The 24367-nt window shown below is 67.2% G+C and carries 30 protein-coding genes and 1 tRNA gene; 18 read left to right on the forward strand and 13 right to left on the reverse strand.

The features are described from left to right. Window positions 1–14 precede the first annotated feature (14 nt). Window positions 15–1292 (reverse strand): flavodoxin-dependent (E)-4-hydroxy-3-methylbut-2-enyl-diphosphate synthase, encoded by a 1278-nt coding sequence (gene ispG / locus BMZ21_RS20175; RefSeq protein WP_091838209.1) that lies wholly within the window; start codon window positions 1290–1292, stop codon window positions 15–17. Between the two features lie 67 nt (window positions 1293–1359). Next, on the reverse strand, window positions 1360–1893 hold the full coding sequence (locus tag BMZ21_RS20180) for a transcriptional repressor (protein WP_091838211.1): 534 nt from the start codon (window positions 1891–1893) through the stop codon (window positions 1360–1362). A gap of 117 nt (window positions 1894–2010) precedes the next feature. On the opposite strand from BMZ21_RS20180, the gene BMZ21_RS20185 reads away from it, so the two are divergent. From BMZ21_RS20185 to BMZ21_RS20200, 4 genes are all read left to right on the forward strand, one after another. Beyond that, window positions 2011–2796, forward strand: a complete 786-nt coding sequence (locus tag BMZ21_RS20185; protein ID WP_091838214.1) for a 3-hydroxybutyrate dehydrogenase — start codon at window positions 2011–2013, stop codon at window positions 2794–2796. Beyond that, entirely contained in the window at window positions 2793–3860 is a 1068-nt protein-coding gene (locus tag BMZ21_RS20190) for a patatin-like phospholipase family protein (protein WP_199777486.1), read from the forward strand. Before BMZ21_RS20185 ends, BMZ21_RS20190 begins: the two co-directional genes overlap by 4 nt. 140 nt (window positions 3861–4000) lie before the next feature. Continuing rightward, the gene (locus BMZ21_RS20195; RefSeq protein WP_091838217.1) at window positions 4001–4708 is read left to right on the forward strand and encodes a L,D-transpeptidase; all 708 of its coding nucleotides are present in this window, start codon (window positions 4001–4003) and stop codon (window positions 4706–4708) included. A 206-nt stretch (window positions 4709–4914) separates the two neighbouring features. Beyond that, a complete protein-coding gene (locus tag BMZ21_RS20200; RefSeq protein ID WP_425285455.1) occupies window positions 4915–5142 on the forward strand; it encodes a DUF1059 domain-containing protein in 228 nt (75 codons plus the stop codon). A gap of 17 nt (window positions 5143–5159) precedes the next feature. Here BMZ21_RS20200 and BMZ21_RS20205 read toward each other — a convergent pair whose 3' ends face one another. After that, window positions 5160–5831, reverse strand: a complete 672-nt coding sequence (locus BMZ21_RS20205; RefSeq protein ID WP_091838222.1) for a class I SAM-dependent methyltransferase — start codon at window positions 5829–5831, stop codon at window positions 5160–5162. Then, a complete protein-coding gene (locus tag BMZ21_RS20210) occupies window positions 5828–6982 on the reverse strand; it encodes a glycosyltransferase family 4 protein (protein ID WP_244543922.1) in 1155 nt (384 codons plus the stop codon). The genes BMZ21_RS20205 and BMZ21_RS20210 overlap by 4 nt, the downstream gene beginning before the upstream one ends. A 143-nt stretch (window positions 6983–7125) precedes the next feature. Here BMZ21_RS20210 and BMZ21_RS20215 point away from each other — a divergent pair, with 143 nt between their 5' ends. After that, window positions 7126–8550 (forward strand): M20 family metallopeptidase, encoded by a 1425-nt coding sequence (locus BMZ21_RS20215; RefSeq protein WP_091838227.1) that lies wholly within the window; start codon window positions 7126–7128, stop codon window positions 8548–8550. A gap of 90 nt (window positions 8551–8640) precedes the next feature. On the opposite strand, the gene BMZ21_RS20220 is transcribed toward BMZ21_RS20215, so the two are convergent. Both BMZ21_RS20220 and BMZ21_RS30420 read right to left on the reverse strand, forming a co-directional pair. Then, window positions 8641–8952 carry a hypothetical protein gene (locus tag BMZ21_RS20220; RefSeq protein ID WP_091838229.1) on the reverse strand — a complete coding sequence of 104 codons (312 nt, stop codon included), beginning with the start codon at window positions 8950–8952 and terminating at the stop codon, window positions 8641–8643. Window positions 8953–9012: 60 nt separating this feature from the next. After that, a complete protein-coding gene (locus tag BMZ21_RS30420) occupies window positions 9013–9153 on the reverse strand; it encodes a hypothetical protein (protein WP_167561686.1) in 141 nt (46 codons plus the stop codon). Between BMZ21_RS30420 and BMZ21_RS20225 the strand changes: the two genes are divergently transcribed. Further along, window positions 9152–9679, forward strand: coding sequence for a hypothetical protein (locus tag BMZ21_RS20225; RefSeq protein ID WP_091838232.1), 528 nt, complete (start codon window positions 9152–9154; stop codon window positions 9677–9679). The two genes, BMZ21_RS30420 and BMZ21_RS20225, sit on opposite strands and share 2 nt — an antisense overlap. 10 nt (window positions 9680–9689) lie before the next feature. On the opposite strand, the gene BMZ21_RS20230 is transcribed toward BMZ21_RS20225, so the two are convergent. The 5 genes from BMZ21_RS20230 to rpsU all read right to left on the reverse strand — a co-directional run bounded on the left by BMZ21_RS20230 (window position 9690) and on the right by rpsU (window position 13807). After that, entirely contained in the window at window positions 9690–11009 is a 1320-nt protein-coding gene (locus BMZ21_RS20230) for a TRAP transporter large permease (RefSeq protein ID WP_208862337.1), read from the reverse strand. 8 nt (window positions 11010–11017) lie between these two features. After that, a complete protein-coding gene (locus BMZ21_RS20235; RefSeq protein WP_091838234.1) occupies window positions 11018–11608 on the reverse strand; it encodes a TRAP transporter small permease subunit in 591 nt (196 codons plus the stop codon). A gap of 83 nt (window positions 11609–11691) precedes the next feature. Beyond that, window positions 11692–12807, reverse strand: a complete 1116-nt coding sequence (locus BMZ21_RS20240; protein WP_091838239.1) for a TRAP transporter substrate-binding protein — start codon at window positions 12805–12807, stop codon at window positions 11692–11694. 279 nt (window positions 12808–13086) lie between these two features. Continuing rightward, on the reverse strand, window positions 13087–13461 hold the full coding sequence (locus BMZ21_RS20245; RefSeq protein WP_244543923.1) for a DUF6481 family protein: 375 nt from the start codon (window positions 13459–13461) through the stop codon (window positions 13087–13089). A gap of 82 nt (window positions 13462–13543) precedes the next feature. Continuing rightward, entirely contained in the window at window positions 13544–13807 is a 264-nt protein-coding gene (rpsU, locus tag BMZ21_RS20250; RefSeq protein ID WP_091838241.1) for a 30S ribosomal protein S21, read from the reverse strand. Window positions 13808–14017: 210 nt separating this feature from the next. Between rpsU and BMZ21_RS20255 the strand changes: the two genes are divergently transcribed. The 12 genes from BMZ21_RS20255 to BMZ21_RS20310 all read left to right on the forward strand — a co-directional run bounded on the left by BMZ21_RS20255 (window position 14018) and on the right by BMZ21_RS20310 (window position 23775). Continuing rightward, a complete protein-coding gene (locus BMZ21_RS20255) occupies window positions 14018–14299 on the forward strand; it encodes a hypothetical protein (RefSeq protein WP_091838243.1) in 282 nt (93 codons plus the stop codon). Between the two features lie 113 nt (window positions 14300–14412). Continuing rightward, complete coding sequence (gene proB / locus BMZ21_RS20260) at window positions 14413–15552, forward strand: glutamate 5-kinase (RefSeq protein ID WP_208862330.1); 1140 nt, start codon at window positions 14413–14415, stop codon at window positions 15550–15552. Between the two features lie 96 nt (window positions 15553–15648). After that, window positions 15649–16890: a glutamate-5-semialdehyde dehydrogenase gene (locus BMZ21_RS20265; protein WP_091838377.1), complete on the forward strand. Its 1242-nt coding sequence runs from the start codon at window positions 15649–15651 to the stop codon at window positions 16888–16890. Next, the gene (locus BMZ21_RS20270) at window positions 16887–17498 is read left to right on the forward strand and encodes a nicotinate-nucleotide adenylyltransferase (RefSeq protein WP_091838246.1); all 612 of its coding nucleotides are present in this window, start codon (window positions 16887–16889) and stop codon (window positions 17496–17498) included. Before BMZ21_RS20265 ends, BMZ21_RS20270 begins: the two co-directional genes overlap by 4 nt. Window positions 17499–17621: 123 nt before the next feature. Next, window positions 17622–17978 carry a ribosome silencing factor gene (gene rsfS, locus BMZ21_RS20275; RefSeq protein ID WP_091838248.1) on the forward strand — a complete coding sequence of 119 codons (357 nt, stop codon included), beginning with the start codon at window positions 17622–17624 and terminating at the stop codon, window positions 17976–17978. 12 nt (window positions 17979–17990) lie between these two features. Continuing rightward, the gene (gene rlmH / locus BMZ21_RS20280) at window positions 17991–18473 is read left to right on the forward strand and encodes a 23S rRNA (pseudouridine(1915)-N(3))-methyltransferase RlmH (RefSeq protein WP_091838250.1); all 483 of its coding nucleotides are present in this window, start codon (window positions 17991–17993) and stop codon (window positions 18471–18473) included. Between the two features lie 32 nt (window positions 18474–18505). Next, on the forward strand, window positions 18506–19837 hold the full coding sequence (locus BMZ21_RS20285) for a murein hydrolase activator EnvC family protein (protein ID WP_091838253.1): 1332 nt from the start codon (window positions 18506–18508) through the stop codon (window positions 19835–19837). Then, window positions 19837–21207, forward strand: a complete 1371-nt coding sequence (locus tag BMZ21_RS20290) for a S41 family peptidase (RefSeq protein ID WP_091838379.1) — start codon at window positions 19837–19839, stop codon at window positions 21205–21207. Before BMZ21_RS20285 ends, BMZ21_RS20290 begins: the two co-directional genes overlap by 1 nt. Before the next feature lie 162 nt (window positions 21208–21369). Continuing rightward, window positions 21370–22578, forward strand: coding sequence for a divergent polysaccharide deacetylase family protein (locus BMZ21_RS20295; protein WP_091838255.1), 1209 nt, complete (start codon window positions 21370–21372; stop codon window positions 22576–22578). Continuing rightward, a complete protein-coding gene (locus BMZ21_RS20300; RefSeq protein WP_091838258.1) occupies window positions 22575–23078 on the forward strand; it encodes an RNA pyrophosphohydrolase in 504 nt (167 codons plus the stop codon). Before BMZ21_RS20295 ends, BMZ21_RS20300 begins: the two co-directional genes overlap by 4 nt. A 62-nt stretch (window positions 23079–23140) precedes the next feature. After that, a complete protein-coding gene (gene hisE / locus BMZ21_RS20305; RefSeq protein WP_091838260.1) occupies window positions 23141–23557 on the forward strand; it encodes a phosphoribosyl-ATP diphosphatase in 417 nt (138 codons plus the stop codon). 141 nt (window positions 23558–23698) lie between these two features. Then, a tRNA-Arg gene (locus BMZ21_RS20310) sits at window positions 23699–23775 on the forward strand. Window positions 23776–23785: 10 nt separating this feature from the next. Here BMZ21_RS20310 and BMZ21_RS20315 read toward each other — a convergent pair. Both BMZ21_RS20315 and BMZ21_RS20320 read right to left on the reverse strand, forming a co-directional pair. Beyond that, entirely contained in the window at window positions 23786–23998 is a 213-nt protein-coding gene (locus BMZ21_RS20315; protein WP_208862331.1) for an integrase, read from the reverse strand. A gap of 200 nt (window positions 23999–24198) precedes the next feature. After that, window positions 24199–24367: ATP-binding protein (locus BMZ21_RS20320; protein ID WP_167561687.1), on the reverse strand; the 169-nt coding region annotated here is incomplete at its 5' end.

The raw sequence follows: 24367 nt of genomic DNA on the forward strand, positions 1-24367 counted from the left end.
ATGGTCGACTGCGCCTATTCGGCCGCGGCAGCGCGGGCGCCGTAGCGCCGCTCGACGTAATCCTCGACCATCGCCTTGAAGTCGGCGGCGATCGACGGTCCGCGCAGGGTCGCGACTTTCTTGCCGTCGACGAAGACCGGCGCGGTCGGCGTCTCGCCCGTGCCGGGCAGCGAGATGCCGATATCGGCGTGCTTGGACTCGCCCGGGCCGTTGACGATGCAGCCCATCACCGCGACGTTGAGCGCCTCGATGCCAGGATAGCGCGTCTTCCACTCCGGCATGGAGGTGGAGATCCAGCTCTGGATGTCCATCGCCAGCTCCTGGAACACCGTCGAGGTCGTCCGCCCGCAGCCCGGACAGGCCGCGACCAGCGGCACGAAGGCCCGAAAGCCCATGGTCTGCAGCAATTCCTGCGAGGCCTTGACCTCCAGCGTGCGATCCCCACCCGGCTCCGGCGTCAGCGAGAAGCGGATCGTGTCGCCGATCCCGTCCTGCAGCAGCACGCCGAGCGCCGCCGAGGAGGCGACGAGCCCCTTCGAGCCCATCCCGGCCTCTGTCAGGCCGAGATGGATGGCGTAGTCGCCGCGCTCCGCCAGCATGCGATAGACCGCGATCAGGTCCTGTACGCCCGAGACCTTGGCCGAGAGGATGATCTTGTCCTTGCCGAGGCCGATCTCCTCGGCGCGCTCGGCCGAAAGCAGGGCCGACTGCACCATCGCCTCGCGCATCACCGCCCGCGCATCGAACGGCTTCGCTGCGGCGGCGTTGATGTCCATCAGCGAAGTCAGCAATTCCTGGTCGAGCGAGCCCCAGTTGGCACCGATCCGCACGCTCTTGCCATGCCTGATCGCGAGCTCGACAATCTGGCCGAACTGTCTGTCCTTCTTGTCCTTGAAGCCGACATTGCCGGGATTGATCCGGTATTTCGCCAGCGCCTGCGCACAGGCCGGATGGTCGCTCAGCAGCTTGTGGCCGATATAGTGGAAGTCGCCGACCAGCGGCACGTCGATGCCGAGGATGTCGAGCCGCTCGCGGATATGCGGGACGGCCGCCGCCGCCTCGTCGCGATCGACCGTGATCCGTACCAGCTCCGAGCCGGCGCGCGCCAATGCCGCGACCTGTCCGACCGTCGCAGGAATGTCGGCCGTATCGGTATTGGTCATCGACTGTACGACGATCGGCGCACCGCCGCCGACCTGCACATGGCCGACCATGACCGGGACGGTGCGCTTGCGAGGCGCCGGCGCGGCGTCAGGCCCTTCGGGCAGGCAGGTCAGCGGCTGATCGCTCATGGAATAGTCCGGATCCTTTGCCGGCAGCGGCTCGTCGCGGCTGCACTGCGCCGTTGCAGGATAATCGTCAAGCTGCGGCAGCGTCGCGACAATGCTCGCAGCGGCCGACGATCTCGACCACCTGATAGGAGGTCTGGAAGTGCCGGCCCTCCGCCATCCCCCGGATCGCCTGGCGCATCGCCGGCGAGGCGTCCTCGTCGACGCCGCCGCAGATCTCGCAGATCAGGAAGGCGACCGCCTCATCGGCGCCGTGCCCATGCGGGCAGGCGATGAAGGCGTTGCGCGAACTCAGACGGTGCACGAAACCCTGCTCGACCAGGAAGTCGAGCGCCCGGTAGATCGAGATCGGCGCCAACCGGCGTCCGCCAGGCGGCGAGATCCGATCCGCCAGATCATAGGCGCCCACCGGCTTGTGGTCGGAATAGAGTGCCTCCAGCGCCTTGCGCCGGATCGGCGTCAGGCGCAGGCCGCGCTCGCGGCAGACCTTCTCGGCTCGCGCCAGACCGGTGGCGGCATGGGCCGAATGGTCGTGCGCATGCTGGCACAGACCATGCTCGTGATCGTGATGATGAGCGTCGCTTGCAGGCTGCATTTTCGTCATGTTGCGTTGCAATAGCACATCGGGCACCGTCCTGGTGACCGACGCTCCCTCGCTGGCGCAATGCCAGCCTCCGCCGGTAAGTTAAGCGTTCTCAGGCCAAATGTCAGGAGCCGCCCCATGTTCCTCAAAGATCGCACCGCCCTCGTCACCGGCTCCACCTCCGGCATCGGCCTCGCCTACGCCCGCGCGCTCGCTGCCGAAGGCGCCAATGTCGTGATCAACGGCTTCGGCGATGCCGACGCGATCGAGAAGGAACGCAGTGCGATCGAGACCGACTACAAGGTCAAGGCGCGCTACTCGGCCGCCAATATGATGAAGCCCGACGAGATCGCCGCCATGGTTGCCGAGGCCGAGACCGAGTTCGGTGCGATCGACATCCTCGTCAACAATGCCGGCATCCAGCATGTCGCCCCGGTCGACGAGTTCCCGATCGAGAAATGGGACCAGATCATCGCGATCAACCTGTCTTCAGCCTTCCACGCCACACGCGCCGCCCTGCCGAAGATGAAGGAAAAGGGCTGGGGCCGGATCATTAACACTGCCAGCGCCCACGCCTTCGTCGCCTCGCCGTTCAAATCAGCCTATGTCGCCGCGAAGCACGGTATCGCCGGCTTCACCAAGACGGTGGCGCTCGAGGTCGCGACCAAGGGCATCACCGTCAACGCGATCGCGCCCGGCTATGTCTGGACGCCGCTGGTGGAGAAGCAGATCCCCGACACGATGAAGGCCCGTGGCCTGACCAAGGAGCAGGTCATCAACGACGTGCTGCTGCTGGCCCAGCCGACCAAGGAATTCGTCACCGTCGAGCAGGTCGCCGCGCTCGCCGTCTTCCTCTGCACCGATTCGGCCAAGTCGATCACCGGCACCACCCTGCCGATGGATGGCGGCTGGACCGCCGCGTGACCGGCCGCAAGCGCAGCCGCGTCCCGCAGGTCAAGGGCCTGGCGGGCCCGAAGGCCGAGAAGTCGGTCAACCTCGCGCTCCAGGGCGGCGGCGCGCACGGCGCCTTCACCTGGGGCGTGCTCGACGAGATCCTCGCCGATGGCCGCATCGCCATCGAGGCGATCACCGGGGCCAGCGCCGGTGCGATGAACGCGGTGGTGCTGACCGAGGGCTGGCTCGACGGCGGCAGCGACGGCGCCCGCACGGCGCTGGAGAATTTCTGGCGCCGGATCAGCGTCGACGGCAAATATGGCGGCTCGGAGCGCTCGCTGCTCGACACCATGCTCGGCGCCTGGACCGACGGGCGCCCGCCGGGGCTGATCTGGTTCGAGCTCCTGTCGAAGGTCGCCAGCCCCTATGACGTCAACCCGCTCAACATCAATCCGCTGCGCGGGGTGATCGCCGACCTGATCGACTTCAGCAAGGTCAATGGCTGCGCCGACGTGAATCTCTTCATCTCGGCGACCAATGTCCGCACCGGCAAGATCAAGATTTTCACGCGCGAAGAGCTGACCGCCGACCATCTGATGGCCTCGGCCTGCCTGCCGATGCTGTTCCAGGCGGTCGAGATATCGGGGGAGGCCTATTGGGACGGCGGCTATATGGGCAATCCGCCGCTCTTCCCGCTGTTCTACGAGGCGGCCGGCGACGACATACTGCTGGTGCAGATCAACCCGCTCGAGCGCCGCGAACTGCCCACCAACGCACGGGCGATCCAGGACCGGCTCAACGAGATCACCTTCAACGCCTCGCTCTTACGCGAACTGCGCGCCATCGACTTCGTCAACCGCCTCGTCGACGACGGCAAGCTCTCGACCGGCGACTACAAGCGCGTGCTGATGCATCGCATCGATGGCGGCCTGCCGCTGGCGCAGCTGACCTCCTCGTCGCGCCTCAATTCGGAATGGAATTTCCTGCTCAGCCTGCGCGATCTCGGCCGCACCGCCGCCAAGCGCTGGCTGAAACGCAACTACGCGGCGATCGGAGTGCAGGGAACGCTGGATTTGAAGGAAGCGATTTCGTAAGGCGTGAGGCCGAGAATGCAGCGGAGCCGGAGCTTGCCAGCCATGCCATGTGCCGGCAATCTCCGCCCCGCCAAGAGGTTCAGCAGATGTATGCCGGAGTGATCTCTCGTCGGGCAGCAGGACATGGGAAGTCCAGGAACATGATCATCGACGATAGCAGGGCCGATGCCCGCGAGATGCACGAGATCGCCCTGCGCGGGCGCCCGGCCGGCCTCATCGGCCGCCGCGCTTTTCTGGCCGGCTCGGCCGCCGGTCTCGGCGCGCTCGCGCTCGGCGGCTGCACCACCGACGGCGTGAGCCTCGCCGAGGCGCAGAAGCTCTACGGGCCGGTGCCCGAGGAGAAGTTCCCGATCCCGGCGATCGACATCAGCCATGTCGATCCGAAATATTTCCGCCGCACGGTGGCCTATGACACCAAGCACGCCGCCGGCACGATCATCGTCGATCCCGGCAATTACTATGTCTATCGCGTCGAGGGCGATGGGACGGCGACCCGCTATGGCGCCAATGTCGGCCGCGACGGCTTCCGCTGGAACGGCGACGCCTATGTCGGGCGCAAGTCCGAATGGGCGACCTGGACGCCGCCCAAGGAGATGATCAAGCGCCAGCCGGAAGCCGCCAAATACGCCCGCGGCATGCCCGGCGGCCTCGACAACCCGCTCGGCGCGCGCACGCTGCATCTCTACCAGAACGGCGCCTACACGCTCTATACGATCTATGCGTCCCTCGACGCGGAATCGATCGGCAACGGCATCACCAGCGGCTGCATCGGCCTGCTCACGCAGGACATGATCCACCTCTACAACCAGACGCCGGTCAAGACGAAGGTGGTCGTGCTCCCGGCTTGAGACAGCACCATCGCGCTTTCGATAAGGGCGCTGCCGGTGTCGGTGGCGCCCTTTTTCGTGCGGGGAGCCCAATCATCGATGGCGCGGTAGACGAAATAGTCACGCTCCCGGCCATGGCCGGGCCGCATATCGCTTTTGCGGCAATCCCGCCTGAGCGTATTGTAGACCGCGCAGCCCTTCGACTTGCAGGGCCGGATCTTCCAATCATGGAGGACGCCATGGGACGCAAATTCATCGACTGCCGCGAATTCCCGAGCGAAATGAACTGCTCGATCGCGATCGGCGCCGACACCGAGGGCGAACTGCTGGAAGCAGCCGTTCAACACGCCGTCAAGGTTCACGGGCATCAGGATACGCCCGAATTGCGGGACATGCTCAGGAGCGTCATCAAAGACGGCATGCCCCCGGAGAAGGCGCCGAGCCGGGCCGCCTGAGCGGGACCTACCGACCTCTATCGCTTCTCGCCCGCCAGCCGCCAGACCGAGCTCTTCTTGATCTCGGCGTCCTCCAGCGCGCGCGTCACCGGCACCTGATAGGTCGCTACCTCGGCGAGCCTGTCCCTGGGCAGATAGCTGCGCCCGGGATCGCCGATCAGCACAGTCGCGCCGCGCTGCGAGAGGCCCGAGAGCCAATCGATCACCTGCGCCGCCAATTCGCGCTCATAGCAGATGTCGCCGGCGAGGATGACGTCCCAGCCCTGGTCGAGGCCGATGAGATCGTCGAGGCGGGCCTCGATCGAGACGCCGTTCGCTTGCGCATTAAGCCAGACCGCGGCGGCGGCGAAGGCGTCGATATCGGCAGCGATCACCTGCGTCGCCCCCGCCTTGGCCGCAGCGATGGCGACGAGGCCAGAGCCGCTGGCGAAATCGAGCACGCGCTTGGTCCGTACGGTCTCGGGATGGTCGAGGATATAGCGCGCCAGCGCCTGCCCGCCGGCCCAGGCAAAGGCCCAGAACGGCGGCGGCAGGCCGATCGTCGCCAGCTCGTCCTCGGTCTTCTGCCAGAGCTCGGTCGCCTCCTCGGCAACGTGGAGCGAAATCTCCGGCGCATGCGGCACCGGTAAGAGCCGCGTATGGGCGCGGATGAAAGCGAGCCGGTCGAGCGTGGCGTCGACCGCGCTCACGCGACGAGGTCCGCCTGCCGCTGACCCAACAGCGAACGGTAAAGCGCCTTCACCCCGTCCATCACGTCGCGTTCGGTATAGCCCGCGAGCAGGCGCTCGCGCGCGCTCGCGCCCATGCGCTCGACCTGGGAGGGCGAGGCGGCGAGCGTCACCAGCGCCTGCGCCAGCGCGGCGATGTCGTTGGCCGGCACGACGAAGCCGTCCTGGCCGGTGCGGACGAAGGAGCGGCAGCCCGGTACGTCGGTGGTCAGGAGCGCCCGGCCGCAGGCGGCGCCTTCCAGCAAGGTCCGCGGCAGGCCCTCGCCGCCACGCGAGGGCAGGCAGCAGACATGGTGCCCTCGCCAGACGCCCTCGATGTCGCGCGTCGGCCCGGCCCAGCTAATGCCCGGCCGCGCCGACCATTCGCGCAGGGTCGCCTCCGGAACCGCCTTGGGATTGGAGGGGTCGGGTGCGCCGTGAAGCGTCAGCTCGACCCGCGCGCCCTGCTTGCGCGCCAGCGTGACCGCCTCGACCGCAAGGTCGACGCCCTTCGACCAGAGCATGCGGGCGACCAGCGCGACCCTGAGCGGCGGCTGCGGCGGCATCGGTTCCGGCATCAGGACCAGCGGGTCGACCCCGGCACCACCGACGATCGCGACCTTCGCCCCATCGGCGGGATCGAGCCCGAGCGTGACGGGATCGTCCGGGTTCTCGAACAGGAAACGGACCTGCGGCCCGTCGACCGCCTCGCGCAGCCAGACCTTCGCCGCCAGCCGCGCCGCATCGGCGAGACCGCCTTCGCGCGCCCCGAGGAAGCCGAGGCCGGTCAGGGCGTAGACCCGGCGCTCGACCCCGGCGAGCTTGCCGGCAAGGCCGGCGAGCGCGATCGGCTTCAGCGCGATGCAATGCAGGATATCGGGCTTCTCGCGCTCGATCAGGCGCTTCAGCGCCATGATCTGCCTGGCCAGCGCCACCGGTGAGAGCGAGCGCCGCTCGGCCTCCAGCGCGATCAGCCTTGCTCCGGTCGCCTCGATCGCCTTGCGGTGATTGCGCTCCCGCGCGATCACGGCGACGTCGAGCTCCATCTCCGCCGCAGCGCGAGCCATCGGCAGGAAATGCGAGGCGAAGAACCAGTCCTCGGTAGCGACGAACAACAGCTTCTGGCGGGCCATGGCGCGCATCAGGCCGATGCGGCGCCGAAATGCAAGCGCATAAGCGAGCCGGTAGGCAGCCCCGCCATGCCCTGCGGTTGCTGGACGCCTGAACCCCGGCTTGCGACAAGGAGGCGAGGCTTCCCTCTCCAGCGAGACAAGACATGGACAACCGCAACGACCTCTGGCGTCACGTCGACGCCAGCAAAGAGCGCTTCATCGAACTCAGCGACCGGGTCTGGGCGATTCCCGAGGTCTGCTACACCGAGAAGCGCTCGGTCGCCGAGCATGTCGCCGAGCTCCGGCACCAGGGCTTCAGGATCACGGAGAATGTCGCCGACATCCCGACCGCGGTGATCGGTGAGGCCGGCGAAGGCGGCCCGGTCATCGCCTTCCTCGGCGAATATGACGCCCTACCCGGCCTCAGCCAGGAATCCGGCGTCGCCAGGCACAGCGAGATCGAAGCCGGCGGCCACGGCCATGGCTGCGGCCACAACCTGCTCGGCTCGGCCGCCCTGCTCGCCGCGACCGCGATGAAGAACTGGCTCGCAGAGAACAAGCTGCCCGGCCGCGTCCGCTATTATGGCTGCCCGGCCGAGGAGGGCGGCGCCGCCAAGGCCTTCATGGTCCGCGCCGGCGCCTTCAAGGATGCCGACATCGCCATTTCCTGGCACCCGAGCAGCTTCTGGGAGGTCACCCCGCCGCTCTCGCTGGCCAATACCCGCGCCGATTTCATCTTCACCGGCCGCGCCTCGCATGCCGCCGCCTCGCCGGAGCTCGGCCGCAGCGCCCTCGACGCGGTCGAGTTGATGAGCGTCGGCGTCAACTATATGCGCGAGCACATGCCGAGCGATGCGCGCGTCCATTACGCCCTGCTCGACACCGGCGGCATCGCGCCCAACGTCGTCCAGGCCCATGCCCGCGTGCGCTATTCGATCCGCGCCCGCGACCTGCCGGGAATGCTGGAGCTGGTCGGCCGGGTCAAGAAGATCGCCGAGGGCGCGGCGCTGATGACCGAGACGACGATGGAGATGAAGATCGTCTCCGCCGTCTCCAACGTCGTCGGCAACGGCCCGCTGGAGCAGGCGCTGCAGGGCATCATGGAGGATCTCGGCCCGCCGCATTTCGACGATGCCGACAAGGAGTTCGCCCGCCAGATCCGCGCGACCCTGTCGCAGAAGGACATCGACGCCGTCTGGCGCGCGATCGGCGTGCCGAAGACCGAGGCCGAGCTCGCCGACTTCACCGTGCCGCTCGATTCGCCGCGCAACCCGGCGATCGGCTCGACCGATGTCGGCGACGTCAGCTGGGTCGTCCCGACCGTGCAGGCACATGCGCCGACCGTCGCGATCGGCACGCCCTTCCACACCTGGCAGGTCGTGGCGCAGGGCAAGATGCCGGCAGCGCACAAGGCGATGGTCCAGGTCGCCAAGGCGATGGCCGCGACCGGCGCCGCCGTGCTGACCGACCCCCAGCTGATGGCGGCCGCCAAGGCCGATTTCCAGAAGCGGGTCGCGGCCGATGGCGGCTATACCTCGCCGGTCCCCCCCGAGGTGCAGCCGCCGCTGACCATGTCGACCGGCGGCTGAAGAGCCTTCGGACATGAAAAAGGCCCGCCGGGCGAACCGGCGGGCCAGGATGTCGGGCCGGGGAGGAAGGCCCTGGGAGAAACGCAGTAATCAGTAATAGGTGCGGCAGACGCGGCGGGTGCCGATGACTTCGCCATAATAGTTGACGCGGTCGACGAGGTGGCAGCGGCGGGCCGGGCCGTAGGCGTAAGCCGGCGCATAGCCATCGTCATAGTAGCCATAGGCCGGGCCGCTGGCAGCGCCTGCTGCGATGGCGCCGAGAGCGAGCGCACCGACGATGCCGGCGCCGATCGCAGCGCCACGATAGCGCGGGCGCGCCTCGGCATCAGAGGTGGCGAAAACGGAAGCGCCGATCGCGAGGGCGGCAAGGGCAGCGGCGAAGCTCTTCTTGGTACGGGTCATGTTCGTTCTCCGATCTGGTAGCCGGGTGGCGAACTGTTCGCCATGCACGAGACTTGTCGGTCACAGGACCGGAATCGCGCGGGTCGCATAAAAAATTCGTGGAACGCCGTCGGGTTCCACATTGCGCGTGCGCGGCACGGCTTGCCGGCGGGCGCCGGATATCGTCGGATCGGCCATCGCCGACCGGAGAAAATTCGCCATGACGATCGCACGCGTCGCTCTCGCTCTTGGCTTTGCGACCGTGCTGGCGGCGCCACTGCACGCCGAGCAATGGGAAAGCAGCTATACGACCCATGACTACGAGAAATGCCGCAAGGACAAGAGCAATGGCGATCCCATCTCGGTGCATCGCTGCCCCGGCAAGGCGGGCCTCATGGTGATCTGGACCGCCGGCGACGATTCATCGGCGGTCGAGTTCGGCGCCAAGGCTCAGCAGGAGACGATCTCCGACAAGGCCGCCTTCTTCGAAGCCGGCAAGACGATCGAATGGCGCGGGCCGAAGGGCGGCCGGCCGCAGGCGGCGATCCTGCGTTATGCCACCGGCCAGAATGTCGGCAAGCTCGATGGCAGTCGGCTCATCGTCTACCGGCTCGCGTCCGAGGGCACCTCCTGCATCATCGGCAGCGTCGACGCCCGCAAGCCAGGTGCGAATGCCGCCGCCCGCCGCCTCGCCGACGAGAAGGCGCCGGGCTTCCGCTGCGGCCAGGATGCCCGCTCCGAGGACTGACGCCCGAGCCTCAGCCGTAGAGATATTTCGGCAGCCAGAGCGCGATACCGGGGAAGACGTAGACCGCAACCATCGCCACCAGCACCAGCCAGAGGAACGGCATCACCCCGGAGAAGATCTGATTGATGGTGACGTGCGGCGGCGCGATGCCCTTGAGATAGAACGGCGCCATCGCCACCGGCGGCGACAGGAACGAAGTCTGGATGTTCAAGGCGATCAGGATGCCGAAGAACAGCGGGTCGATCTTGAAGAACTCCAGCAGCGGCAGGAAGATCGGCACGAAGATCACGATGATCTCGGTCCATTCCAGCGGCCAGCCGAGCACGAAGATGATCAGCTGAGCCACGATCAGGAACATGGTCGGCGACAGGTTGAGCGCCGTAACCAGGTTCTTGATCGGCTCGTGCCCGCCGAGGATGGCGAAGATCGACGAGAAGATGAAGGATCCCACGAAGAGCCAGCAGACCATGGCCGAGGTCCGCGCCGTCAGGATCACCGATTCCTTGACCTTGCCGAAGGAGAGCGACCGGTAGGCAGCAGCCAGGATCAGGCTGCCGAGCGAGCCGACCGCGGCCGCTTCCGTCGGCGTCGCCAGGCCGAAGAAGATGCAGCCCAGCACCGACATGATCAGGATGGTGAGCGGGAAGAAGCTGGTGACGAGCGCCCAGAGCACCCGCGTCCATGGCACGTCCGTCTGCTCCTTCGGCAGCTTCGGCGCCAGCGCCGGGTTGAGCCAGCAGCGGATCAGCACATAGAGCATGTAGAGGCCGGCGAGCAGCAGGCCGGGAAAAAGCGCCCCGGCGTAGAGCTTCGGCACCGAGACGCCGGCGGTCGCGCCGTAGAGGATCAGCATCACCGAGGGCGGGATCAGGATGCCGAGGCAGCCGCCGGCGCAGACCACGCCGGCCGAGAGCTTGACGTCGTAGCCGGCCCGCAGCATCGCCGGGAAGGCGAGAAGCCCCATCAGCGTCACCACCGCGCCGACGATGCCGGTCGCGGTCGCAAAGATGGCGCAGGTCGCCAATGTGGCGATGGCGAGAGAGCCTGGAACGTTCCCGAGCGCGAGTTGGATCGAGTGGAAGAGCCGGTCGAGGATGTTCGCCCGCTCGATGATGTAGCCCATGAAGATGAAGAGGGGGATCGAGACCAGCACGTCGTTGGCCATCACCGAATAGGTGCGCTGGACGACGAGGTTGAAGACGGTGTCGCCCATCGCCCAGTAGCCGAAGCCGACACCCAGCGCCATCAGCGTGAAGGCGATCGGGAAGCCGAGCATGATGAAGAAGATGAACAGGACGAGCATCACCACGCCCAGTTCCGGATTGCCCATGCCCAGCATCAGACCGTCTTCCCCGCATCCGGCGCGCCCTGCGCGGCAGCCTGTTCGAGAATGAGCTTCTCGGTTTCCTCGACATCGTGCAGTCGCGGCGGCCAGTCGCCGGTGCGCAGGCAGATGACGCAGCGCGCCACTTCGGCCAGCCCCTGCAGCGTCATCAGCGCGCCGGCGATCGGGATCAGCGATTTAAAATGGTAGAGCGGCGGCCCGTTCGGCGAGTTCGAGGAATGCTCGCCGATCATCCAGGAGAAGGCCGCGAACTTGTAGCCGGCCCAGGCGAGCGCGATGATGCCGGGAAAGAAAAACAGGATGTAGAGCGCAAGATCGAGCTTCGCCTGCGTGCGCGGGCTCCAGGCGCGATAGAGGAAATCGCCGCGCACATGTGCGTTTCGCGCGAGCGCATAGGGCCCGGCCAGCATGAACAGCGTGCCGTAGAGGATATAGCTGACGTCGAAGGCCCATTCGGTCGGCGCCCGCAGCGCATAGCGCGAGAAGACCTCGTAGCTGATCGCCAGTGTCAGGATCAGGATCGTCCAGCCGGCGAGCTTGCCGATGGCGGTGTTGAACTTGTCGATCGCCAGGATCAGTCCCATGCGCGCCTGCTCATGCTTCTCGGGCAAAGAACGCCCGCCATCGAGGACAATGGCGGGCGCGGCGTTGTCGCGGACGGCGGCCTTCAGGTCTTGAAGAAGTGGTTGAAGGCGAGCTCGCGCGAGGGCTCGTTGATGCGCTGATAGGACACTGTGCGCTTGACCCAGTCCTTCTGGCTATCGACGACCTTCTTGAAGAACGGGCTCTCGCCGCCGAGCTTCTCGAGCACCTTGTCCCAGGCCGCGAGCTGCGCTTTCAGGATCGGCTCCGGCGTCGAGACCACGTTGACGCCTTTGCCGCGCAGCATTTCGAGGTCCTTGGAATAGCGGTCGAGCGCCTTCCAGATCATGTCGGAGGAGGCCGATTCGGCCGAGTACTTGATGATCGCTTTCTGCTCCGGCGAGAGCGCGTCGAACTTGGTCTTGTTGAAGAGCAGTTCGAAGCTCTCCGCCGCCTGGTGATAGCTCTGCAGCATGTAGACCTTGGCGACGTCCTGGAAGCCGAGGATCGAATCCGAGGACGGGTTGTTGAACTCGGCGCCGTCGATGACGCCGCGCTCCAGCGCCGGCACGATCTCGCCACCGGCGAGGATGGTGACCGCCGCGCCCATCTCGCGCATCAGGTCGGCTGCGAGGCCGACGGTGCGGTATTTCAGGCCCTTGAAGTCGTCGGCGGTCTTCAGCTCCTTCTTGAACCAGCCGAGCGGCTGGCACGGCATAGGCCCGGAGAAGAAGCCGACCAGGTTGAGCTTGAGCTGGTTCTGGACGAGATCGTTGTAGAGGTCATAGCCGCCGCCATGGTTCATCCAGCCGAGGAAGTTGGTGGCGTCCCAGCCCAGCGCCGGCGGCGTGCCGAACAGCGAAAACGCCTTGTTCTTCCCGTACCAGTAGGCGGAGACGCCATGACCGCCGTCGAGGATGCCGGCGGCGACCGCATCCTGCATCTGGAAGGCGGGTACGACGGCACCCGCAGCGAGCACGTCGACCTTCAGCCGGCCGCCCGACATGTCGTTGATGCGTTTGGCAAAATCGCCGGCGAATTCGTGGAAGATGTCCTTGGTCGGCCAGGTCGACTGGAATTTCCAGGTCACGGTCTGCGCCCGGCTGACTTGCGGCATCGCGATGGCGCCGGCACCCGCAAGGCCCGCCACCTTCAGGAAATTGCGCCGATTGGCGCGCGACTGCTTTGGTTCGGATGTCATGGCTCTCTCCCCAGAGGAACGGCGCCGTTGCAGCCGGCGAGCGTTGTTTGCGGCTCTGCTGGCCGCCAGCCTTCAACGTTTCGGCGAGATGGGGAGATAGCAAGCCGGAAGGTCGTAGCACTTTAGTTGCAATCGGAACGAAGGCTGTTCCCGCCTGGAATGAGTCCTATTCCCTGTCGGAAAGAACAGGCGCGTCGGACGCCTATGCGCCAAAAGAAAACGGCGCCGCATCGCATGCGGCGCCGTCGACGATCGACAGGTTCGATCGAGAATTCGTGTTCAGCGGCGCTTACCGGCGACCCGCATCTCCATGTACTGCACGGCTTCGAGCAGGACGCGGCGCGGCCGCTCGGCGTCGCGCTTGGCCTGCTCGGCCTTGCGCTGCACCTCGCGCTCGATCTCGGCCAGACGCTCGGCCTCCTCGCGCGCAGCCTGCTCGATGGCGGCGATGCGCTCGGCCTCCAGGCGCTCGGCTTCCTTCTTGGCATCGCGCTCGGCCCGCGCGGCGGCGATCGCCTCGCGCTCGGCCCGACGCTGCACCATCACCGGATCGTCTGGTCCGGGACGCTTCTTGAAGCGCTCCAGCAGGGCCTTCTTCGCATTAGCGGAATTGGCCTGGCGATCAGTGAAATGGCGGTCGTTCGGATTCTTCAAGGTCAGCCTTCAGGAGTTGCTCGGGCGAAAGTGCCGCCCGCGCGCTGCAGATAGGGCAGTTCGCGGGATATTTATAGTGAAATCAGCGCGGGGCCGCTGCGCTGGCAGCGCGGGGCTTGAGCACTTTCGGCTTCGGCGCGGCGATCAAGCCTTCGCGCTGAGCCTGCTTGCGGGCGAGCTTGCGGGCGCGGCGGACGGCCTCGGCCTTCTCGCGAGCGCGCTGCTCGGAGGGCTTCTCATAGGAAGCGCGACGCTTCATCTCGCGGAACACGCCTTCGCGCTGCAATTTCTTCTTCAGAACGCGAATGGCCTGATCGACATTGTTGTCGCGCACGAGAACCTGCATCCGTGTCTCCAGCTTTGCAGGATGGAAGGAAAAAGGGTCAGGCAAAGCCCGACCCTTAGGATTTGTGCGTCGCGGTAGCAGAAATCCCAGACCAGCGCCACCCCTAATCGTATCACGCTCGGCGCATGGCGAACCCGTGGCAGGTCGAACGCTTGGCATGGAACGATCCGCCCTGCACCCTCGAGCCCTCATTCGATCGCGCCGCGCATCATGGACTCGCAAGCAGCCAACGAGCTCTTCCCCCAATATCCGCGTCGTCATCGGCATGGTGATCGGCCTCGGCATCACCCGGCTGCTCACCGGCATCGCCTCAAGCGGCCGGCACGGTGGAGTCACGACTGCGCAGATTATCTCATTCAGGTTCCGCTCGGCCTCGGGCTCTGCCTGCTCGCCTCGCTCTACGCCCACAAGGGCCTGCAGTTCGCGATGGCCCTGCTGCACATCGCCTATCGGCTCTGCTGGACGGCACGCGTGGTGACCGCGCCGCTGTAGAACACGCCGCGCCCGGCACAACGGCATTGCGCCCGCGCAGCTTTACAACGCCGGCAATTTGGCCAAGGAACGGCGGCGGGCATTATCCTGCCCATCCGAAGCCCGGTCCGCCCGTGAACCTGCCTGCCCTCGACCAGTTCCGCCGCATCGTCGTCAAGGTCGGCTCTTCCCTGCTCGTCGACCGGGCGCAGGGGCGCCTGCGCCATGCCTGGCTCGCGGCGCTCGCCGAGGATCTCGCCGAATTGCATGGCCGCGGCGCCGATGTCCTGGTCGTCTCCTCCGGCGCGATTGCGCTCGGCCGCACCGTGCTGAATCTGCCGGCCGGCCCGCTCCGGCTCGAGGAAAGCCAGGCTTCGGCAGCGGTCGGCCAGATCGCGCTTGCCCGCAACTGGTCGGAAGCGCTCGGCCATCACGGGCTCAATGCCGGCCAGATCCTGCTCACCCTCGCCGACACCGAAGAACGCCGGCGCTATCTCAACGCCCGTGCGACCCTGGGCCGCCTGCTCGATCTGCGCGCCGTCCCGGTGATCAACGAGAACGATACCGTCGCGACCTCCGAGATCCGCTATGGCGACAATGACCGGCTCGCCGCCCGCGTCGCCACCATGGCCGGCGCCGACCTGCTGGTGCTGTTCTCCGACATCGACGGCCTCTACACCGCCCCGCCCCTCTCCAGCCCGGATGCGAAGCATATCCCGGTCATCGCCGCGATCACGCCTGCGATCGAGGCGATGGCCGGCGGCGCGGCGTCCGAGCTTTCGCGCGGCGGCATGCGCACCAAGATCGAGGCCGGCAAGATCGCCACCGCCGGCGGCGCCCATATGCTGATCGCCGACGGAAGGGCCAAGAACCCGCTGCGCGCGGTCGCGCAGGGCGCGCGCTGCTCCTGGTTCCTCAGCGCCTCGACGCCCGCGACCGCCCGCAAGACCTGGATCGCCGGCTCGCTCGAGCCGCGCGGCACCTTGCATGTCGACGACGGCGCCGCTCGCGCCCTGCGGGGCGGCGCCAGCCTGCTGCCGGTCGGCGTCACCCGGATCGAAGGCGCCTTCAGCCGCGGCGACGCGGTGATGATCCGAACCGGTGACGGCAGCGAGCTTGGCCGCGGCCTCGTCGCCTATGATGTGGACGAGGCGGTGCGCGTGCTCGGCAAAGCCTCCCGCGATATCGAGGCCGTGCTCGGCTACCCCGGTCGCGCCGAGATGATTCACCGGGACGACATGGCGCTGCGCCTCGGCTACGATCCCGATGCCTAAGCAGAGTTCAGGGCGGCGATGACCCAAGAGAACGCACGGCAGAACGCCAAGCGCGTCCCCGCGCCCGACAATGAGAACGGCGATGTCGCCGCGCTGATGCACGGGCTCGGCCGGGGTGCCCGCGCTGCCGCGCGCCGCGTCGGCACCGCATCGGCCGAGCAGCGCAACCGCGCCCTCGCCGCGATGGCCGAAGCCCTGCGCGAGCGCGCTCCGGCGATCCTCGTCGCCAACCGGCAGGATCTCGCCGATGCGCGCGCTGCCGGCCTCGCCGCCTCCTTCATCGACCGCCTCGCTTTGGACGATGCCCGCCTCGAAGCGATCGCCCAGGCCGTCGCCGATATCGCCGCCCTGCCCGACCCTGTCGGCAAGGTGCTGGCGAAGTGGACGCAGCCGAACGGCCTCGTCTTCGAGCGCGTCGCCACACCGCTCGGCGTCGTCGCGGTGATCTTCGAGAGCCGCCCCAATGTCACGGCGGACGCCGGCGCGCTCTGCCTGAAGAGCGGCAATGTCGCGATCCTGCGCGCCGGGTCCGACAGTTTCCGCAGCGCCAGCGAGATCGCTACCGCCATGCAGGAAGGCCTCGCAGCCGCCGGCCTGCCGCGCGAAGCGATCCAGCTCGTGCCCAGCCGCGACCGCGCCGCCGTCGGCGAAATCCTGAAAGGGCTGGACGGCACTGTCGACGTCGTCGTGCCGCGTGGCGGCAAGAGCCTGGTGGCGCGCGTGCAGCAGGAGGCGCGCGTGCCGGTCTTCGCCCATCTCGACGGCAACAACCATGTCTATGTCCATGGCGCAGCCGATCTCGCCATGGCCCGCGCGATCCTCATCAACGCCAAATTGCGCCGCACCGGCGTCTGCGGCGCCGCCGAGACGCTGCTCGTCGACGAGTCCTGCACGGCGACACATCTCAAGCCGCTGGTCGCCGCCTTGCTCGACGAGGGCTGCGCTGTGCGCGGCGACGCGGCGACGCTCGCCGTCGACCCGCGCGTCACGCCGGCCGGCGAGGCGGACTGGCGCACCGAATATCTCGACCGCATCATCGCGGTGAAGACAGTGCCCGGGCTCGACGCCGCGATCGCCCATATCGAGACCTATGGCTCGCACCACACCGATGCGATCGTGACCGCCGACGAGGCGGCGGCGACCCGTTTTCTCGCCGAGGTCGATTCGGCCATCATCCTGCACAACGCCTCGACCCAGTTCGCCGATGGCGGCGAGTTCGGCTTCGGCGCCGAGATCGGCATCGCCACCGGCCGCATGCATGCGCGCGGCCCGGTCGGCGTCGAGCAACTCTGCTCCTTCAAATACCGGGTCCATGGCCAGGGTCAGGTCCGCCCGTGAGCGCCGAGGAGCTGCGCCTGCCGCCGCACGCCCCCGGTCTGCGCATCGGGTTGTTCGGCGGCACCTTCAACCCCGCCCATGACGGCCACCGCATGGCGAGCCTGACGGCGCTGCGCCGGCTACAGCTCGACCGTGTCTGGTGGCTGGTCACCCCCGGCAACCCGCTGAAGGACAATCACGCCCTGCCGCCGCTGACGCAGCGCATCGCCCAGGCCCGGGCGCTCGCCGACCATGGCCACATCAACGTCACCGGCATCGAGGCAACCCTGCGCACCCGTTACACCGCCGACACGCTGCGCCAACTCAAGCGCCGCTGCCCCGGCGTGCGCTTCGTCTGGATCATGGGCTCCGACAATCTCGCGAATTTCCACCGCTGGAACGAATGGCGCGCCATCGCCCGGATGATGCCGATCGCGGTGATCGACCGCCCCGGCTCGACCCATCGCTCGATCGCCTCGCCCGCCGCCAACTGGATGGCGCGCTGGCGTTTGTCGGAGAATCAGGGTGCCGCCTTGCCGGTGCGCACCCCGCCCGCCTGGATCTTCCTGCACGGTCGGCGCTCTGATCTGTCCTCGACCTATCTGCGCGAACTCGCCGAAACCAATTGAACTCGCCCCCTTCGACGCTTAAATTGAGGATGTCGCGCCAGGAGCGCGTCGTCACGTGAGGATACGGCTCTGAACCGTCAATCCATCGGCGAAGCCGGCACCGAGCCGCTTCCCCCGGCCGCCATGACCGAGAACCCCGCCGCGAGCAGCATCGCGCTCGCCTTGCAGGTCCTGGACGACATGAAGGCCGAGGACGCCACCGTGATCGACCTCGTCGGCAAGACATCGTTGGCCGACGCCATGATCATCGCCTCCGGCCGGGTCAACCGCCATGTCGCCTCGATCTCCGACAGCCTCGTCGAAGCCTTCAAGAAGGCCGGCCATGAGACGCCGAAGGTCGAGGGTGTCCCCGCCTGCGACTGGGTGCTGATCGACACCGGCGACCTGATCATCCACATTTTCCGTCCGGAAGTGCGCCAGTTCTACAATCTCGAGAAGATGTGGGGCGCCGACCGGCCGCGCGAGCGCCTCGACGGCTGAGTCCCGGTCCCCGTGCGACTGTCGGTCATCGCGGTCGGCCGCCTCAAGGACGGGCCGGAACGTGACCTTTGCGCCCGCTATCAGGAACGCGCGCAAGGCCTGGCCCGCGGGCTCGGCCTGAGCGGCCCCGAGGTCGTCGAACTCCCCGAAGGCCGTGGCCGGCGCACCGAGGAACGCCGCCGCGAGGAGGCGAAGCTGATCGGCGAGCGCCTGCCGCCGTCGGGCCTCGTCATCGCCCTCGACGAGCGCGGCAAGAGCCTCGACAGCGACACCTTCGCCAACCGCCTTGCCGCCGCGCGCGATGCCGGCACCCCCGCAGCAACCCTGCTGATCGGCGGCGCCGACGGGCTCGACGCCGAGCTGCGCGAGCGCGCGGCGCTGGTGCTTTCCTTCGGCGCGCTGACCATGCCGCACCAGATCGTCCGCGCGCTCGTGCTCGAACAGCTCTATCGAGCGATGACGATCATGGCCGGACATCCCTATCATCGCGCATGACCCGCCATTCCCGGCTGATTCGAATCGCACGCATGCTTCGGCTCTGGCCGGCGCTGCTGTGCGCCTGCCTGGCAGCCGGCCATGCCCTCGCCCAGAACGCCCCCACCCCTGATCCGGAGGAGGCCGCCCGCGACACCGAGCAGAAGCGCGAGGAGAAGCGCGCCCGCGAGGCCGAGCTCAAGGCGATCGAGGAGCGCCTCGCCGGCAATGCCGATGCCCGCGTCAAGCTGGAAGCCGAGATCGCCGGCATCCGCGCCGACCGGACCAAGCTCAACCAGGCCCTGCTCGACACCACTGCCCGCACGCAGGCCGCCGAAGGCCGCATCGCCGGCATCGAGCAGCGCCTCACCCTGCTGCAGACCAGCGAGACTGCGATCCGGCGTTCGCTTGAGAGCCGACGCGGCCTGATCGGCGAAGTTCTGGCGGCACTCCAGCGCATCGGCCGCCGGCCGCCGCCGGCTGTGCTGGTCAGGCCGGAGGACATCCTCGAAGCGGTGCGCGCCTCGATGCTGCTCGGTGCCGTCGTCCCGGACCTGCGCCAGGAGATCACCATCCTCGGCACCGACCTCGCAGAGCTGGTGCGCCTGCGCGAGGCCATCGCCGAAGAGCGCAAGAGCATCGCAGGCGAGATGGAAGCGCTGGCCGGCGAGCGCCGCCGCCTGGCTTCGCTGATCGAAGCCAGACGTGCGCGCGAGACCAGCGCTGCCCAGGACATCGAGGCGCAGCGGGCCGCCGGCGGCGAGCTCGCGGCGCAGGCACGAACGCTGCGCGACCTCGTCGATCGGATCGAGAAGGACATATCCACCGCCAATCGCGCCGCCGATGCGGCGCGCCGCGCGCTCGAAGCGGAGACCCAGGAGCAGCGCCAACGCATGGCCCAACTCGCCTTCCGTGATCCGGCCCGGCTCGCGCCCAAGGCTGCCTTCCAGGAACTGCGCGGCATGCTGCCCTTGCCGGTCACCGGTTCACAATTGCGTGGATTTGGCGCGGCCGACGACGTTGGCGCCGCCACGCGTGGAATTTCGCTTTCCACACGCGCCAATGCCGTGGTTTCGTCACCTTCCGATGGCTGGGTGGTCTATGCGGGGCCGTTCCGCTCCTTTGGCCAACTCTTGATCCTCAATGCCGGCAATGGTTACTATGTTCTTCTGGCAGGCATGCAGCGCATCGACGTATCGTTGAACCAGTTTGTGCTGGCCGGGGAGCCGGTCGCTGTGATGGGCGAGACTGCGGAAGCGGCCGCGACGAATGTGGGAGCGGGGACCGGCGAACCGGTCCTCTATATCGAGTTCAGGAAAGACGGCGTCTCGATCGATCCGACGCCGTGGTGGACGAAATCGCAAGGCGAAAAGGCTCGCGGATGATGCGCAAGGTTTCTCTCGTTCTGGTCGGCGCCATCGCCGGCGCGGGCCTCACCGGTGTGGTGACCCAGACCAAGCTGCTCTCCTCGACCAGTGCGGTCGCGGCCTCGGCCGAGGTCTATCGCAGCCTCAACCTCTTCGGCGACATCTTCGAGAAGATCCGTACCGACTATGTCGAGAAGCCGGACGAGCAGAAGCTGATCGAGGCCGCCATCAACGGCATGGTCTCCTCGCTCGATCCGCACTCGGGCTATCTCGATGCCAAGAGCTTCCGCGACATGGACATCGACATGCGCGGCCAGTTCGGCGGGCTCGGCATCGAGGTGACCATGGAGAACGAGGTTCTCAAGGTCGCCAAGCCGATTCGCGATACGCCCGCCGCCAAGGCCGGCATCCTGGCCGGCGACATCATCCGCAAGATCGACAATGACGAGGTCAAGGGCCTCAGCCTGAACCAGGCCGTCGAGAAGATGCGCGGCATCATCAACACGCAGGTCAAGCTGACGATCGAGCGCACCGGCAAGACCGAGCCGCTGGAATTCACCCTGACCCGGTCGAACATCGTCGTCCCGGCCGTCGAGGAGCGCGTCGAGGGCGATGTCGGCTACATCCGCATCGGCACCTTCAGCGAGCAGACCTATGAGGGCCTGCGCAAGGCGCTCGACAAGGTCAACGCCGAGATCGGCTTCGACAAGATCAAGGGCTACATCATCGACCTGCGCAACAATCGCGGCGGGCGCCTCGACCAGTCGGTGCTGGTCTCCGATGCCTTCCTCGAGCGTGGCAAGATCGTCTCGACCCGCGGCCGCAACGCCGAGGAAACCCAGGTCTTCAACGCCAAGTCGGGTGATCTGACCAAGGGCAAGCCCGTCGTCGTGCTGATCAACGGCTCCTCGGCCTCGGCCGCCGAGATCGTCGCCGGCGCCCTGCAGGACCATAAGCGCGCCACCGTCATGGGTTCGCGCTCCTTCGGCAAGGGCTCGGTCCAGACCGTGATCCGCCTCGGCGACAATGGCGGCCTCAGGCTGACCACGGCGCGCTACTACACCCCGTCCGGCAACTCGATCCAGGCCAAGGGCATCACGCCCGACATCGAGATCATCCAGGACGTGCCGGCCGAGCTGAAGGACAAGGTCGAGAACAAGGGCGAGGCCTCGCTCAAGGGCCATCTGCGCAATGGCGACGGCAAGGAGGAGCAGGCCGGCTCGCCGTCCTATGTTCCGATCGATCCGGCCAAGGACACCCAGCTCGCCGCGGCGCTCAACCTGCTGCGCGGCAAGAAGGACGTCGCCCTGCCCGCGACGCCGGCACCTGCCACGCCCGCTCCGGCTCCTGAGGCCGGAAAGTCCGACGGCGAAAAGAAGTCCGACTGAGCCCGCAGGCCCTTTACGGCCCAGCTATTCGGCACTTGCGCAACGGCCGCAGGAGATTGTTTCCCCTGCGGCCGATTGATTGTTGATTCCGGCTCGAATCATCCGACTCTAGCGCTGCGAACTGATTCGCAGATGTTGTGACGTCGAAGAGGACGGCGCCTCTTGGCCGGATTGCCGCTCAGCGAACTCGACCAGCCGCTCGGGCAGGCGAAGCGCGCCCGCGCGCGCAAGCCCTATGGGCGCTGGCTCCGGCGCGGCCTGACCGGCGGACTGGCGGCTCTCTTCATCGGCCTCATCCTCTACGCGGCACTGAAACGCGATCCCGACGGCGGCGAACCGATCGCAACCGCGATGATCCGCGAGCGTCCCGTCTCACCCGACATTGCCAAGGCCCCGCCCGAGCCCGCACAGCGCGATGATCGGCGCGGCCCGGCCAGCGCCAGCCAGCTCGAGACCGAATCCGGCGTCACCGTCGTCCGCCCGGGTTCGGACGCGCCCGGCGCGATCATCATTACCGTACCCGACGATGGCGCGGTCAAGCTCGCTCCGGCGCCGGACAAGCGCCTGGTCGAGCGCACCCGGCACGGCCTGCTGCCGAAGATCGGCCCGGATGGCGCGACACCGGCACAGGTCTATGCCCGCCCGCCCGGCCCTGCCCCCGCCGGCAAGCCGGCCGGCCGGATCGCGATCCTGGTCGGCGGGCTCGGCATCAGCCAGAGCTCGACCAGCGAGGCGATCGCGCGCCTGCCGGGGCCGGTTTCGCTCGCCTTCGCCCCCTACGGCGCGGAGCTGGAGAAAACGGTCCAGCGCGCCCGCGGTGAAGGCCACGAGGTCTTCCTGCAGGTGCCGATGGAGCCGTTCGACTATCCCGACAACGACCCAGGTCCGCATACCCTCCTCACCGGCCAGAAGGGCAGCGACAACCTCGACCGGCTGCAATGGGTGCTCGGCCGCTTCTCCGGCTATGTCGGCATCGTCAATTTCCTCGGCGGCCGCCTCACCGCCGACGACATGGCCCTGACGCCGCTGCTGCGCGAGCTTGCCGGACGCGGGCTGATGGTCGTCGACGACGGTTCCTCGCCGCGCAGCCTGCTCGCTTCCGCAGCGACGCGCGCGCAGATCCCGGCGCTCAAGGCCGACCTATCGCTCGATACCGTCCCGCGGCCCGAGGCCATCGACAAGGAGCTGCAGCGTCTCGAGACGCTCGCCCGCGACCAGGGTGCGGCCGTCGCCACCGCCAGCGCCCTGCCCGTCACGGTCGAGCGCATCACCCGCTGGGCCCGCACGCTCGAGGGCAAGAACCTGGTTCTCGTCCCGGTCAGCGCCGCCCGCGGCTTCCGCAACCCTTCGACCACCGGTTCGCTGCGATGACGAAACCGCCCGCCGGCTACCGCCCCTGCGTCGGGCTGGCCCTGTTCAATCGCGCTGGCCTCGTCTTCGTCGGCCGCAGAGCCAATCGCAGCCTGCGCGAGCACACCGCACCAGGCCATGAATGGCAGATGCCGCAGGGCGGCATCGATGCCGGCGAGCAGCCCATCGAGGCGGCCTATCGCGAGCTGCGCGAGGAGACCAATGTCTCGTCAGTGTCGCTGCTCGCCGAAGCGCCGGAGTGGCTGAGCTATGATTTGCCCTATGAGATCGGCAAGGAGGCCTGGCGCGGGCGCTATCGCGGCCAGTCGCAGAAATGGTTCGCCTTCCGCTTCGATGGCGACGAGAGCGAGATCGACATTCTCAACCCCGGAGGCGGCCACAAGCCCGAGTTCGACGCCTGGCGCTGGGTGCCGCTCGCGGAGACCACGGAGCTGATCATCCCGTTCAAGCGCGAGGTCTACCGTGAGGTGGTTCGCCAGTTCGCGGGTGTCGCGCGATGAGCGCCCGGCGCAAGCGGCTGGACCGTCATGAAACCCTTACATGGCGGCCCGATTCTGGGTCGATGACTGATTCGGTGCAGAATCTCTACGCGGCCGTGCTTTCGGCCCGCAGCCGCGACCCCGCCTTGTCGCGAACCGCCAAGCTGATCCGCGAAGGCACGCCGAAAATGGCCAAGAAGCTCGGCGAGGAAGCGGTCGAGGTCGGGATCGAGGCCGTGCAGAACAACCGCCCGGCGGTGGTCCGCGAAAGCGCCGATCTCATCTACAATCTCGTCGTGCTCTGGAGCGAGCTCGGCATCACGCCCGGCGAGGTCTGGCGCGAGATGGACCGGCGCGAGGCGCTCTACGGCATCGCCGAGAAACTGCCGAAATCGCGGCATGGCGGCCGCCACCTGGCTGTGCCGGACTGCGGGGCAAGCGATGAGGGAGCAAGACAGGATGCCTTGCAGCCGCTGCTCCTGCGCGGCAAGCGAGGCTGATGGCCGCTTTGCCACCGCTTGTCACAAGGTTCGACAAGAAAGCGAAGGAAGTCGGCAAATCGGGCTTGCCAAGCACAGTGGGAGCCGTTAAATCCGCATCCGTCAGCCGATGGCGGCCTTCGAAACCGCTTCCGTTGTCACGCGCCCGTAGCTCAGCTGGATAGAGCATCAGACTACGAATCTGAGGGTCAGAGGTTCGAATCCTTTCGGGCGCGCCATTCTTTTCAATCACTTAGCCGGTTTTAACGGCTTGGGATTGACCGCGGTTTGCAGGCGGTTTGCAAAATCTGTTGCTGGGGCGTTCTCGAATTTCGCCATCGCAGCCTCGGCTAGCGCCCTCGTCCGGCTCAGATACTTCTCGAGGATGGTGTTGACCGTCTTGAGCGAGTGACCGGTTATCGATGCGATCTCCGGGACTGTGCAGCCCGCCTCTGCCAGCATCGTGACCGCCGTGCCCCGCAGGTCATGAAAGTGCAGATCGATTAAGTGTCAAATCGCATTGAAGCGCAGCCCTCTTATCGCGTTGAAGGCTAGCCCCCCTTGGGCTTGCGCCGCCGTGCCGGGATCGGCCCGGCTGAGCTGGTCGGGGTTGCTCGGCCGGGGCGATTTCGGCGTCCAGCTCGCGATGGTCTTGGGCGCGCTCAGGCCCGGTTCTTGAAGCGCCAGCTCTCGTTGCCGGTCTCGATGATGTCGCAGTGATGCGTGAGCCGATCGAGCATTGCGGTGGTCATCTTGGCGTCGGTGAAGATCTGGGGCCAGTCCGCGAAGGCGAGATTGGTGGTGATGATGACCGAGGTGTTCTCGTAGAGC

Source organism: Allobosea lupini (assembly GCF_900109525.1).
In the GTDB taxonomy this organism is placed as follows: domain Bacteria; phylum Pseudomonadota; class Alphaproteobacteria; order Rhizobiales; family Beijerinckiaceae; genus Allobosea; species Allobosea lupini.

Excerpts from the sequence above, each read along its gene's own strand:
- BMZ21_RS20235 (WP_091838234.1), bottom strand. The coding sequence starts at position 11,608 with ATGGGACTGATCCTGGCGATCGACAAGTTCAACACCGCCATCGGCAAG.
- BMZ21_RS20300 (WP_091838258.1), top strand. The coding sequence starts at position 22,575 with ATGACGAAACCGCCCGCCGGCTACCGCCCCTGCGTCGGGCTGGCCCTG.
- hisE (WP_091838260.1), top strand. The coding sequence starts at position 23,141 with ATGACTGATTCGGTGCAGAATCTCTACGCGGCCGTGCTTTCGGCCCGC.
- rpsU (WP_091838241.1), bottom strand. The coding sequence starts at position 13,807 with ATGCAGGTTCTCGTGCGCGACAACAATGTCGATCAGGCCATTCGCGTT.
- BMZ21_RS20195 (WP_091838217.1), top strand. The coding sequence starts at position 4,001 with ATGATCATCGACGATAGCAGGGCCGATGCCCGCGAGATGCACGAGATC.
- BMZ21_RS20220 (WP_091838229.1), bottom strand. The coding sequence starts at position 8,952 with ATGACCCGTACCAAGAAGAGCTTCGCCGCTGCCCTTGCCGCCCTCGCG.
- BMZ21_RS20215 (WP_091838227.1), top strand. The coding sequence starts at position 7,126 with ATGGACAACCGCAACGACCTCTGGCGTCACGTCGACGCCAGCAAAGAG.
- BMZ21_RS20265 (WP_091838377.1), top strand. The coding sequence starts at position 15,649 with ATGCACGGGCTCGGCCGGGGTGCCCGCGCTGCCGCGCGCCGCGTCGGC.
- ispG (WP_091838209.1), bottom strand. The coding sequence starts at position 1,292 with ATGAGCGATCAGCCGCTGACCTGCCTGCCCGAAGGGCCTGACGCCGCG.
- BMZ21_RS20225 (WP_091838232.1), top strand. The coding sequence starts at position 9,152 with ATGACGATCGCACGCGTCGCTCTCGCTCTTGGCTTTGCGACCGTGCTG.
- BMZ21_RS20315 (WP_208862331.1), bottom strand. The coding sequence starts at position 23,998 with ATGCTGGCAGAGGCGGGCTGCACAGTCCCGGAGATCGCATCGATAACC.
- BMZ21_RS20230 (WP_208862337.1), bottom strand. The coding sequence starts at position 11,009 with ATGGGCAATCCGGAACTGGGCGTGGTGATGCTCGTCCTGTTCATCTTC.
- BMZ21_RS20180 (WP_091838211.1), bottom strand. The coding sequence starts at position 1,893 with ATGACGAAAATGCAGCCTGCAAGCGACGCTCATCATCACGATCACGAG.
- BMZ21_RS30420 (WP_167561686.1), bottom strand. The coding sequence starts at position 9,153 with ATGGCGAATTTTCTCCGGTCGGCGATGGCCGATCCGACGATATCCGGC.
- BMZ21_RS20200 (WP_425285455.1), top strand. The coding sequence starts at position 4,915 with ATGGAGGACGCCATGGGACGCAAATTCATCGACTGCCGCGAATTCCCG.
- BMZ21_RS20240 (WP_091838239.1), bottom strand. The coding sequence starts at position 12,807 with ATGACATCCGAACCAAAGCAGTCGCGCGCCAATCGGCGCAATTTCCTG.
- BMZ21_RS20185 (WP_091838214.1), top strand. The coding sequence starts at position 2,011 with ATGTTCCTCAAAGATCGCACCGCCCTCGTCACCGGCTCCACCTCCGGC.
- BMZ21_RS20255 (WP_091838243.1), top strand. The coding sequence starts at position 14,018 with ATGGACTCGCAAGCAGCCAACGAGCTCTTCCCCCAATATCCGCGTCGT.
- rsfS (WP_091838248.1), top strand. The coding sequence starts at position 17,622 with ATGACCGAGAACCCCGCCGCGAGCAGCATCGCGCTCGCCTTGCAGGTC.
- BMZ21_RS20210 (WP_244543922.1), bottom strand. The coding sequence starts at position 6,982 with ATGGCCCGCCAGAAGCTGTTGTTCGTCGCTACCGAGGACTGGTTCTTC.
- BMZ21_RS20285 (WP_091838253.1), top strand. The coding sequence starts at position 18,506 with ATGCTTCGGCTCTGGCCGGCGCTGCTGTGCGCCTGCCTGGCAGCCGGC.
- BMZ21_RS20290 (WP_091838379.1), top strand. The coding sequence starts at position 19,837 with ATGCGCAAGGTTTCTCTCGTTCTGGTCGGCGCCATCGCCGGCGCGGGC.